This is a genomic window from Bradyrhizobium sp. NBAIM08 (genome assembly GCF_020193935.1).
GTDB lineage: Bacteria > Pseudomonadota > Alphaproteobacteria > Rhizobiales > Xanthobacteraceae > Bradyrhizobium > Bradyrhizobium yuanmingense.
The window spans coordinates 387993-400082 of sequence record NZ_JADYVR010000006.1; the positions used below are offsets into that span (position 1 = coordinate 387993).

Genomic DNA, 12090 nt, shown 5'->3' on the forward strand with positions numbered 1-12090 from the left:
GAACATATCATGAACAAATGAGCCAGCCGCTGGTTCTTTTTTTGAGAGCCATCGGCAATCACCTCTGAGGAGCGGCGAGCATGAGCGGCGCACGTATGAGCGCGCTTGCGATCCTGCGCGGCCAGATCGAGCGCATCGAGACGGCGGAAGTCGTGCATCCGCGCGATCGCATCGCGCTCGGCCATGGCGCGGCCGACGCCGCGCTGAAGGGCGGGCTCGCGCGCGCGGCGATCCACGAGGTGTTTTGCGAGGGGCGACAGGGCGCGGCCGCGACGGGGTTCGTCATGGGCCTTGCGGGACGCGTGAGCGCGCGCCGGCCGCTATTGTGGGTGCGGCAGGATTTTTCGGAGCTCGAAACCGGCGCGCTGTCGATGAGCGGGCTATCCGAGCTCGGCCTCGATCCGCGCTGTGTGGTGATGGTGCGCGCCGCCGATGTCGAGAGCGCGCTACGCACCTCGGCCGATGCGCTTGCCTGCGATGCGCTCGGCGCCGTCGTGCTCGAGCTCTGGGGCGAGACCAGGCAGTTCGATCTGGTGGCGAGCCGCAAGCTGACGCTGGCCGCGCAAGGCTCGGGCGTGACCGGCCTCTTGCTGCGGATGGCCGCGCAGCCGCTGCCCTCGACCGCGGAGACACGATGGATGCTGCGTGCGGCGCCTTCGCCGCCGGGCTCGGTGTGGAGTGCCTGGGGCGCGCCGGTGTTCGATGCCGAGCTCTTGCGCAATCGTCATGGCCCCTGCGGCCGGTGGATCATGGAATGGAATTGTGATGAGTGCCAGTTCAGTGAACCGTCGACGTATCCTCAGCCTGTGGCTGCCGCGCCTGCCCATCGACAGGATCCAGCGGTTCCTTGGCAGCGCCGGGCTGGGTAAAACCAACCATGAGCCGAGCATTGTCGTCATCAAGGACAACAATGCGCTGGTGATCCATGCGCTGGACGAGGCCGCCGAGCGCCTCGGCCTGTATATCGGCCAACCGCTGGCCAATGCGCGGGCGATGTGCCCGGATTTGCGTGTGTTCGACGCCGATACCGTGGCCGATGCGAAGACGCTCAGCGATATCGCCGATTGGTGTGACCGCTTCACGCCGCTGGTGGCGCTCGATCCACCGCACGGGCTGTTCCTGGACATCACCGGTTGCGCGCATCTGTTCGGCGGCGAGGCCGCGCTGCTCAAGACGCTGGTCCGTGCGCTCGGCCGGCAAGGCTTTGCCGTCAGCGCGGCGATCGCGGGCACCTCGATCTGCGCCCGCACGCTGACGCGGCAGGTATCCGGCACCATCGTGGCCGATGGCGGCGAGGCGGAGGCGATCAGGTCGTTTCCAGTCTCCGCGCTCGGTGCGGGTGAAGCCATCACCACCGGCCTGCGCCGCGCCGGGCTGAAGACCATCGGCGATGTCGCTTCCCGCAGCTCCCATGAGATCACGGCGCGGTTCGGTGCGCGGTTCTCCACGCTGCTCGCCCATGCGCTGGGGCAGGGCGATGCGCCGATCAGCCCGCGCAAACCGCCGCCCGACTACATCGTGGAAAAACGCTTTGCCGAGCCGATCGCGACCGACACCATGATCGCGATGACGCTGTCGCGGCTCGCCGACACGTTGATCGCGTCCATGGAGAAGCAGGGCAAAGGCGCGCGGCGGCTTGAAGCCGCGTTCTTCCGCACCGACGGCGTGGTGCGCACGATCACGGTCGAGACCGGACGTCCCGTGACCAGAAGCGCCGTGGTCGACCGCTTGTTCCGCGAGCGGCTCGATGCACTCGCTGATCCCCTCGATCCCGGCTTCGGCTTCGACATGGTGCGGTTGTCGGCGAGCCGCACCGAAATCGTGGTGCAGGAGCAGCGCGATCTCGATGCCCATGTCCACGACAATGACGAGCTCGCGGCGCTGATCGACCGCATCGCCGCGCGGATCGGCGGCAGGCGTGTCGTCGTGCACCTGCCGCAGGATACCCACATCCCCGAAAGCGCGGTGCGGGCCGCATCGGCGCAGCATCATCTCGCTGCTGCCATGCAGGCCGAATGGCCGACGCGCGTCGCGAGCGAGCCGCCGCTGCGTCCCTTGCGGCTGTTCGACAAGCCGGAGCCGATCAAGGTGCCGTTCGCGACCGTGCCCGATGGCCCGCCGCATCAATTCACCTGGCGGCGCGCGCTGCATGCGGTGGTGCGGGTAGAGGGGCCCGAGCGCATCGCGATGGAATGGTGGCGGCAGGACGGCAAGCAGCTGACGCGGGATTATTTCCGCATCGAGGATGCCGAAGGCCTGCGCTTCTGGATCTTTCGCGACGGTCTCTATGAAGGCGAGGTGTTCGACGGTGACGGCAAGCCTGCGTCTCCCGGCTGGTATGTGCACGGTCTCTTCGCATGAATACGCTTAGCTATGCCGAGATCGGCATCACCACCAATTTCTCCTTCCTGCGCGGCGGCTCGGATCCGCGCGCCTATGTGCATCAGGCGAGCGCTTTAGGAATTCCGGTGATCGGCATTGCCGATCACAACACGCTCGCCGGCGTGGTGCGCGCCTGGAACGAGCTCGACAATGACGAGGTGCTGCACAAGCCGAAACTGTTGATCGGCGCCCGCATCGTCTTCATCGACGGCACGCCCGACATCCTGGTCTATCCACGCGATCGCGCCGCCTATGGCCGGCTGTGCCAGCTCCTCACGAGGGGCAAGCGCGGCGACGACATCACGCGGATCGAAAAGGGCGAGTGTCATCTCAGGCTTGACGATCTCCTGGAATTCTCGGAAGGCCAGCTCCTGGTGTTGACGCTGCCGCATCGTTTCGAGCTGGCGCGGGCGCTGGATGTCCTCGCAAAGCTGAAGGCGAGCCGTGCCGAGGGCGTGTGGCTGGCGGCGAGCCTGCTCTATCGCGGCGACGACAAGCGTCGCCTCTTGCGGCTCGATGATCTCGCCGCAAAGGCCAAGGTGCCGCTGCTCGCAACCAATGAGGTGCTGTATCACGATCCCCGCCGCCGTCCGCTCCAGGACGTGCTGACCTGCATCCGGGAAAAGACCACGATCGAGGCGATTGGGCGGAAATTAGAGGCCAATGCCGAGCGCTTCCTGAAGACGCCGCGCGAAATGGCGCGGCTGTTCCGCGATTTTCCCGAGGCGATTGCGCAGACCATGCGCTTTGCGGACGCAATCGAGTTCTCGCTCGATCAGCTGAAGTATCAATATCCCGACGAGCCGGTACCGCCGGGCAAGACCGCGCAGGGGCATCTGGAGGACCTGACCTGGGCGGGCGTCGACAAATATTTCGGCGGCAAGATCGACGACAAGCTGCGCGCGACCCTGAAGAAGGAGCTCGCGCTGATCGCCGAGCTGAAATACGCGCATTACTTTCTCACCGTGCACGATATCGTCCACTACGCGCGCAGCCAGAACATTTTGTGCCAGGGCCGCGGCTCGGCGGCGAACTCGGCCGTGTGCTACGTGCTCGGCATCACCTCGGTCGATCCGACCAAGGTGGACCTCTTGTTCGAGCGCTTCATCTCCAAGGAGCGGCTGGAGCCGCCCGATATCGACGTCGATTTCGAGCATTCGCGCCGTGAGGAGGTGATGCAATATGTCTATCGCCGCTACGGCCGCCACCGCGCCGCGATCATCGCCACCGTCATCCACTACCGCCCGCGCAGCGCCATCCGCGACGTCGGCAAGGCGCTCGGCCTGACCGAGGACGTCACTGCCGCGCTCGCCGACACCGTTTGGGGCAGCTGGGGCAAGGGCCTCAACGACATGCAGGTCCGGCAGGCCGGGCTCGATCCGAACAATCCCATGATCAACCTCGCGGTCGAGCTTGCGACCGAGTTGATCGAATTCCCGCGCCATCTGTCCCAGCATGTCGGCGGCTATGTGCTGACCCAGGACCGGCTCGACACCTATGTGCCGATCGGCAATGCCGCGATGGACGACCGCACCTTCATCGAATGGGACAAAGATGACGTCGATGCACTGAGCATGATGAAGGTCGACGTGCTGGCGCTGGGCATGCTGACCTGCATCAGGAAATGTTTCGATCTGATCGACCAGCACAAGGGCGAGCGTTTTATGCTGGCGAGCGTCCCGCAGGACGACCCCAGGGTTTACGACATGCTGTGCCGCGGGGAATCGCTCGGCGTGTTCCAGGTCGAGAGCCGCGCCCAGATGAACATGCTGCCGCGGCTGAAGCCGCGCACCTTCTACGATCTCGTCATCGAGGTCGCGATCGTGCGCCCCGGGCCGATCCAGGGCGACATGGTGCATCCTTATTTGCGGCGGCGGAACGGGCTGGAAAAGGTGAGCTATCCGTCTCCGTCGCCGGAGCATGGCGACAAGGACGAACTCTACAAGGTGCTGCACAAGACGCTCGGTGTCCCGCTGTTCCAGGAGCAGGCGATGCGCATTGCGATCCAGGCCGCGCATTTCACCTCCGAGGAAGCCAACGGCCTGCGCCGCTCGATGGCGACCTTCCGCAATGTCGGCACCATCGGCCAATATGAGGAGAAGCTGATCGGCAACATGGTGGCGCGCGGCTACGATCCCAACTTCGCCAAAAGCTGCTTTGACCAGATCAAGGGATTTGGATCCTACGGCTTTCCGGAGAGCCATGCCGCGAGCTTTGCACAGCTGGTCTACATTTCGTCGTGGCTGAAGCACTATCATCCCGACGCCTTCTGCTGCGGTCTGTTGAATTCGCAGCCGATGGGCTTTTATGCGCCGGCGCAGATCGTCAGCGACGCCCGCAAGAACGGCGTCGAGGTGCGCGACATCGACGTGTCCTACAGCTTTGCACAGAACACGCTGGAGGAGGGGAGCGGTCAGTATTGCGCCGTGCGCCTCGGCTTTCGCCAGATCGATGGATTCCACTGGCTGGACGAGGATGAGGAGCGCCTGAAGCGCTCTCAGTCGTCATTCCGGGGCGCGCGTAGCGCGAACCCGGAATCCATCGCGCCGCATACGCCTGGCGGAGGAATGGATTCCGGGCTCGACGCTGACGCGTCGCCCCGGAATGACGGTGTCGAGAAAGCCCAGGACTGGGCCGACCGCATCATTGCCGCGCGCAACCGCCGTCCCTTCACCTCGCTGGAGGATTTCGCCCGCGACACCGGTCTGCCCAAGCGCGCGCTGATCCTCTTGGCGGATGCCGATGCGTTCCGCTCGCTCGGGCTCGACCGCCGCGAAGCGCTGTGGCAGGTGCGGCGGCTGCCCGACGACGTGCCGCTACCGCTGTTCGAGGCGGCGACCGCGCGCGAGCAGCCGGACGAAGGCGCAAAACCGCTGCCGGCGATGCCGCGCGCCGAGCAGGTGGTCGCGGACTACCAGACCATCCGCCTGTCGCTGAAGGGCCATCCGATGGAATTCCTGCGCGAGATGTTTACGCGCGAGCGCATCGTGGCCTGCAAGGAGATCAGCCATGAGAACGAGCGGCGCCGCGTCCGTTGCGCCGGTGTGGTCCTGGTGCGGCAGCGGCCGGGCAGCGCCAGCGGCGTCGTGTTCATGACGCTGGAGGACGAAACCGGCATCGCCAATGTCGTGGTCTGGCCCAAGATCATGGAGCAGTACCGGAAAGAAGTGATGGGCGCGCGCCTCATCCTGGTCGAAGGCTACATCCAGAGCAGCCCGGAGAAGGTGACGCATCTCATCGCCCAGCGCATGATCGATCGCTCGCACGATCTGGTCGGATTGGCCAACGATGCGCTCGGCCGCAAGCATCCGCTGCCCGCAGGCGCCACCGTGGTCGAACCGCTGAACGAAGACCCTCGCGCGCTTACGGACATGCCCGCGCAAAAAATCCGTCACCCCCGCAACGTCCGTATCCTGCCGCCGTCGCGGGATTTTCATTGAGCGAGCGCGGGCTACTGCCGACGTTTGTTGCGATGATTGCGCCTCATTCTCAGTCGTCATGCCCGGGCTTGACCCGGGCATCCACGTCTTTCGGAGTGCGCAGCAGTGCGTGGATGGCCGGGTCAAGCCTGGCCATGACGGAGGAGAGAGCTCGGCAAGCTGCCCTCAAAAATTCACCCGGTTCGAGATGGCGCCATCCACGACCAGATTCGATCCCGTGGTGAACCCCGACACCGGGCTCGCCAGAAACACCGCCGCGCTCGCGATCTCCTGCGGCGTCGCCATGCGGCCGGTCGGGTTGCGCTTCATCGCGTCCTGGTACCGCTCCGGCATGTTCTTCTCGATCATCTCCCAGACGCCGCCCTTGAAATAGACGGTGCCGGGCGAGACCACGTTGATCCGGATCTTCTTCTTCGCGTATTGCCGCGCCAGTCCCTTGGCCATGTGGATCAGTGCGGCCTTGATCGGGCCGTAGGAGCTGGCCGTGTCCGCCTGCGCCGCGGAGATCGACGAGATGATCACGAAAGCCGCATCGCCGCTGCCGGCGCCGCTTGTCTCGAGGAATGGCCGGGCGGCGTCGAAGGCATGCACGGCGCCGAGCAGGTCGAGGCGGAAATTCTGCTCCCAGGACGCCGGATCGTGCCCTTGCGCCATTGCGCCGGCATTGGAGAATAGCAGGTCGATGCCGCCGAGCTCTTTTGCTGCAGCCTCGATCCAGCTTTTGAGCGCCGCGCCGTCGGTGACGTCGACCGCGCCGCCGGTGGCGCGGATGCCGCTCGCCTTCAACTCCCCGACCGTGGCCGCAACCTGATCGGCGTTGCGCGCGCACACCGCGACATTGGCACCTTCGCCGGCCAGCGTCGCCGCAATCGCCCGCCCGATGCCGCGCGTGCCGCCGAGCACGACGGCGTTCTTGCCTTTGAGACCGAGATCCATTGTTGCTCCTTTTTGTTGGTGCTGCGAGTGTAGCTGTTTCGCGAGGCGCCCAGAAGCCTCCACGTCGTCGTTGCGAGCCACCGGGTCCGCGCAAAGCGCGGCCCGATGACAGGCTCCGCGAAGCAATCCAGAAATGCATCCGCGGAAGGATCCTGGATTGCTTCGTCGCAAGGGCTCCTCGCAATGACGCGGAGAGACTTCACTCCGGCGCCGCTCCCACCGGCGGGCCGCCGGGCGGGCGGTGCAGAAAGGTCAACGAGGCATAGGCGCCGGCCCAGGAGCCGATTGCGGCAAAGGCAACGTAGAAGACGTTCTCGGTGTAGCTGATCACGGCGTAAGAGGAGAGCAGGTACCAGACCGCGCTCCAGTTCGCCGCCGGGATGCGCTTGCGCGCGATCACGGCCGAGGTGAACATGACATAGACGGCGTCGGTGGCCGCCGTCGCGATGAACACGGCACCTGCGATGAGGGGATCGATGGCGGCCATTGCAATCCTTTCTGCGATCATGACACGGTCGCGAAAAGTACAGCAAATGAGCGGGGAGAGAAGCAGCGATGCAGAGCACCGCCGACATTCTGGCTCGAATCTCGGTCGGCTCGAGGGCGGATTGAATACCCCGATGTCCCGGGACAGGCCGTACATGCTGCGTTCATAGAGCACATGCAATCTGGCTTCGGCACGTTGAAGGCGGTGCAGCATTCCGCTCGGCTGTCGAAGACGCCGGCGCATTGGAGCCGTCCGGCGATGCCGCTCGGCAGTCATTCGGCACAATGGCCAGGCCGAAGCTGACATGAAGCTGACAAGTCCCAGAATTTTAACGCAAACGGAAAGGGCCGACGCGTTTTTTAGGTTGTTTGAACTCCCAATTCGGCACTATTAGCGCGACCGATGAGGCAATCATTTGCCGAGATCGTCGCAGACACGACCGGGCCCCATGGCAGTTGAGAATACCAAGCGATTGCACGTGATTGCAAAACAACGGGTGATCGCATTCGTAGTCTTACTAGCTGTCGCCGGCGCCGGTGTCGGAGCGTACGGCTTGTTCTCTTCGGGCCCGAAGGCAAAGAAGCACTCCGACATCTCCAGCCAGTCGCGCAGAAACGCGCAGACCTTCACGCCGACACCGTCCGAATGGGCGACGTTGACGATCGAGCCGGTCGCCGCCAGGAGCTTCCGGGCCGAGTATGTCACCGAGGGTAAGGTCGCGGTCGACGAGGATCGTTCGACGCCGGTGTTCTCGCCCTATGCAGGCCGTGTCACCAAGCTGCTCGCCAAGCCCGGCGAGACGCTGAAGCAAGGTCAACCGCTGTTTACGATCGAGGCCGCCGACACCGTGCAGGCCCAGAACGATTTCATCGCGGCGATGACCTCGCAGAACAAGGCGAAGTCGGCGCTCGAGCTTTCCGACATCCAGTTCAAGCGCGCCAAGGACCTCTACGAGGGCCATGCCATTCCGCTCAAGGATTACCAGCAGGCGGAAGCGGCCCAGGTGCAGGCGCAAAACGACATGCGCTCCTCGGTGGCGGCGCTGGAAGCCGCGCGCAACAAGCTGCGCATCCTCGGCTTCACCGACGAAGCCACCAAGACGTTCCAGGAAAAGGGCGTCATCGATCGGGAGATCACGATCTACTCGCCGATCTCCGGCACGGTCGTGCAACGCAAGATCGGCCCGGGCCAATACGTCAATTCCGGCGCCAGCGATCCGGTCTTCGTGGTCGGCGACCTCTCCACGGTCTGGCTCACCGCCTTCGTGCGCGAGAGCGATGCGGCCGCGGTGTGCATCGGGCAGGACATCACCGTCAATGTGATGGCGCTGCCGGGCCGTCCGTTCAGCGCCAAGATCAACTACGTTGCTGCCGCGATCGACCCCGCCACCCGCCGCCTGCAGGTCCGCGCCACGATCGACAACAAGGACGGGCTGCTCAAGCCGGAAATGTTCGCGAACGTCACGATCTATTCGGCCGGCGACCGCGCCGCGCCGGCGGTGCCGAAGCATGCGCTGATCTACGAGGCCGACAAGGTCCGCCTCTGGGTCGCGCGCGAGGACAAGTCGGTCGAGCTGCGCCAGATCAAGATCGGTCTCATCAACGGCAACCTCGTCGAGGTCACCAGCAATCTGAAACCCGGCGAGCAGATCGTCACCAAAGGCAGTTTGTTCATCGACCGCGCGGCGTCCGGCAGCTGATCGACGACCCAAGAAAATTGAAGACCTGAATGGATCGTCTCGTTGCCCTTGCCGTCAACCGGCGTTTCCTGATGGTCGGCATGTTCGTCGCCGTGCTGATCGGCGGCTTGATCGCGTTCAACCGGCTCAACATCGAAGCCTATCCCGATCCGACTCCGCCGATGGTCGACATCGTGACGCAGAGCCCGGGCCTGTCGGCGGAAGAGATCGAGCGCTACATCACGATCTCGATCGAGACCCAGGTTGCCGGTCTGAAGAACGTCACGACCATCCGTACCATCTCGCTCTACGGCCTCTCCGACGTCAAGATCCAGTTCTCCTTCGCCTACACCTATGACGAGGCGTTGCAGCAGGTCTTGAACCGCCTGGCTCAGCTTGCGCCGCTGCCCGGCAACGTGCAGCCGCAGATCTCGCCGCTCAGCCCGATCGGCGAGATATTCCGCTACCGTCTCGTCGGGCCGCCGAACTACAGCGTGCTCGACCTCAAGACCATTCAGGACTGGATCCTGCAGCGCCGCTTCCGCGCGGTGCCCGGCGTGATCGACGTCACCGGCTGGGGCGGTAGGAGCAAGACCTACGAGATCCAGGTCGATTTCAACAAGCTGGTCGCCAACGGCCTGACGCTGCCGCAACTGCTCCAGGCGGTCGGCAATTCCAACGTCAATGTCGGCGGCAACACTGTCGATATCGGCCAGCAATCCGCCGTGGTGCGCGGCGTCGGCCTGATCCGCTCGATCGACGACCTCGCCAACACCATGGTGGCGCAGGCGGGCGGCAATCCGGTGCTGGTCAAGGACGTCGCCACCGTTACCGTCGGCCAGAAGCCGCGCCTCGGCATCGCCGGCCTCGACGATTCCGACGACATCGTGCAGGGCATCGTCCTGATGCGGCGCGGCGAGCAGAGCTCGCCGACCATCAAGCGCGTCCATGAGCTCGTTCAAGCCATCAACAATTCCAGCATCCTGCCGCCTGGCGTGCGCATCGAGCGCATCTACGACCGCGGCGACCTGATCGAGCTCACCACTCACACCGTGCTGCACAACATGGTGGTGGGCATTCTCCTGATCGTGCTATTGCAGTGGATCTTCCTTGGCGACCTCCGCAGCGCGCTGATCGTCGGCGCCACCATTCCGTTCGCGCTGTTCTTCGCCGTCATCATCCTGGTGCTGCGCGGGGAATCGGCCAACCTCCTGTCGGTCGGTGCGATCGATTTCGGTCTCATCGTCGATGCCACCGTGATCATGGTGGAGGCGATCTTCCGCCGCCTGACGCAAACGACACCGATGTCGGAATCCGAGCATATGTCGCCCGAGACGCTGTTTGGTATGAAGAGCCATGCCATCCTCAGCGCGGCGGCCGACGTCTCGCGATCGATCTTCTTTGCCGCGGCGATCATCATCGCGGCGTTCCTGCCGCTGTTCACGCTCTCTGGCGTCGAGGGCAACATCTTCGGACCGATGGCGCGGACCTATGCCTACGCACTGGCCGGCGGCCTGCTTGCCACCTTCACCGTGACTCCCGCGCTGTCCGCGATCATCCTGCCGGCGCATGTCGAGGAGACCGAGACGAAGGTGATGCTGATCCTGCACCGGCTCTACATGCCCGTGCTGAACTGGGCGGTCGCCAACCGCAACATCGTCCTCGGCGCCGCGGTCGGTCTGGTGTTGATGACGGTCGCGCTCGCCCGGCTGCTCGGCCTCGAATTCCTGCCGAAGCTGGAGGAGGGCAACCTCTGGATCCGCGCCACGCTGCCGCCGACCATCTCGCTGCAGGAAGGCAACAGCTACGTCAACGAGATGCGCAAGGTGATCCGCGCCCGGCCCGAGGTCGAATCCGTCGTGTCGCAACACGGCCGTCCCGACGACGGTACCGACGCCGCCGGCTTCTTCAACGCCGAGTTCTTCGCGCCGCTGAAGCCCGTGAGCCAGTGGCCCGGTACCCGCGACAAGGAAGAGCTGACCGCGCAGCTGCTCAAGCAGCTCGACGATCGCTTCCCCGGCGTCGAGTTCAACTTCTCGCAATATCTCCAGGACAACGTCTCCGAAGCCGTCTCCGGCGTGAAGGGCGAGAACTCGATCAAGCTGTTCGGCAGCGACCTTCAGGCGCTCACCGACACCGCCAACAAGATCAAGCAGGTGCTGTCGACCGTGCAGGGCGTCACCGACCTTGCGGTGTTCACCTCGCTGGGCCAACCGACCGTCCAGATCGACATCGACCGTGCCAAGGCTGCGCGCTACGGCCTAGCCCCTGGCGACATCAACGCGACCATCAAGGTCGCGATCGGCGGCGACAGCGCCGGAGATCTTTACGAGCCCGGCAGCGACCGCCACTTCCCGATTATCGTGCGCCTCGCGCCGGAATACCGCCGCAGCGCCGAGGCGATCCAGAATTTGCGGATCGGCGCGCCCGGGCCGAACGGCACCGTCACGCAGATCCCCTTAAGCGAGGTCGCGACCATCAGCCTCGTCTCCGGTGCGGCCTACATCTATCGCGAGCAGCAGGAGCGTTATCTGCCGATCAAGTTCTCGGTGCGCGAACGCGATCTCGGCAGCGCGATCCGCGAGGCGCAGGACAAAATCGCCGCGCAGGTGCAGCTGCCGCCGGGCTCGCACATGGAATGGGTCGGCGAGTTCGGCAACCTCCAGGACGCGATCCGGCGGCTCTCGATCGTGGTGCCGATCTCGCTGGCGCTGATCGGCGTGCTGCTCTGGTTTAATTTCGGCTCGATGACCGACACACTGCTCGCGATGAGCGTGATCCCAATGGCGATCTTCGGCGGCGTGCTCGGCCTCCTGATCTCGGGCACCGCGTTCAGCGTCTCCGCGGCGATCGGCTTCATCGCGCTGTTCGGCATCGCGGTGATGGACGGCATCATCATCCTGTCGCAGTTCAACCAGCTGATCGAAGAGGGCATGGACCGCAGGAGCGCGGTGGTACGCACCGGCGAGCTGCAGCTCCGGCCGGTGCTGATGACCTGTGTCGTCGCAGGCGTCGGCCTCCTGCCGGCAGCGCTGTCCGAAGGCATCGGCTCGCAGGTGCAGAAGCCGCTCGCGGTTGTCGTCGTCACCGGCATGATGCTGGCGCCGGTCGTGATTCTGGTGACCTTGCCGGTGCTGATCTCCTTCTTCTCCCGCCGCGCGCGCTGA

At 64.7% G+C, this 12090-nt stretch carries 7 protein-coding genes and 1 pseudogene; 6 read left to right on the forward strand and 2 right to left on the reverse strand.

Going from position 1 to position 12090, the window contains the following annotated elements:
* Positions 1-80 precede the first annotated feature (80 nt).
* From I6F37_RS22720 to I6F37_RS22730, 3 genes are read left to right on the forward strand one after another with little or no spacing between them, the layout of a single operon-like run.
* The gene (locus I6F37_RS22720; RefSeq protein WP_225152743.1) at positions 81-869 is read left to right on the forward strand and encodes an ImuA family protein; all 789 of its coding nucleotides are present in this window, start codon (positions 81-83) and stop codon (positions 867-869) included.
* Positions 766-2361, forward strand: coding sequence for a DNA polymerase Y family protein (locus tag I6F37_RS22725; protein ID WP_225152744.1), 1596 nt, complete (start codon positions 766-768; stop codon positions 2359-2361). Before I6F37_RS22720 ends, I6F37_RS22725 begins: the two co-directional genes overlap by 104 nt.
* Positions 2358-5822: an error-prone DNA polymerase gene (locus I6F37_RS22730; RefSeq protein ID WP_036006059.1), complete on the forward strand. Its 3465-nt coding sequence runs from the start codon at positions 2358-2360 to the stop codon at positions 5820-5822. Before I6F37_RS22725 ends, I6F37_RS22730 begins: the two co-directional genes overlap by 4 nt.
* A 165-nt stretch (positions 5823-5987) precedes the next feature.
* Here I6F37_RS22730 and I6F37_RS22735 read toward each other — a convergent pair whose 3' ends face one another.
* Both I6F37_RS22735 and I6F37_RS22740 read right to left on the reverse strand, forming a co-directional pair.
* A complete protein-coding gene (locus I6F37_RS22735; protein WP_036006057.1) occupies positions 5988-6758 on the reverse strand; it encodes an SDR family NAD(P)-dependent oxidoreductase in 771 nt (256 codons plus the stop codon).
* Positions 6759-6957: 199 nt separating this feature from the next.
* Complete coding sequence (locus I6F37_RS22740; protein ID WP_036006055.1) at positions 6958-7245, reverse strand: hypothetical protein; 288 nt, start codon at positions 7243-7245, stop codon at positions 6958-6960.
* 97 nt (positions 7246-7342) lie between these two features.
* On the opposite strand from I6F37_RS22740, the pseudogene I6F37_RS22745 reads away from it, so the two are divergent.
* From I6F37_RS22745 to I6F37_RS22755, 3 genes and pseudogenes are all read left to right on the forward strand, one after another.
* Positions 7343-7548 (forward strand): annotated as a pseudogene (locus tag I6F37_RS22745) (CoA transferase); the annotation flags it as partial.
* Between the two features lie 145 nt (positions 7549-7693).
* Complete coding sequence (locus tag I6F37_RS22750) at positions 7694-8944, forward strand: efflux RND transporter periplasmic adaptor subunit (RefSeq protein ID WP_036006053.1); 1251 nt, start codon at positions 7694-7696, stop codon at positions 8942-8944.
* A gap of 29 nt (positions 8945-8973) precedes the next feature.
* Entirely contained in the window at positions 8974-12090 is a 3117-nt protein-coding gene (locus I6F37_RS22755) for an efflux RND transporter permease subunit (RefSeq protein ID WP_225152745.1), read from the forward strand.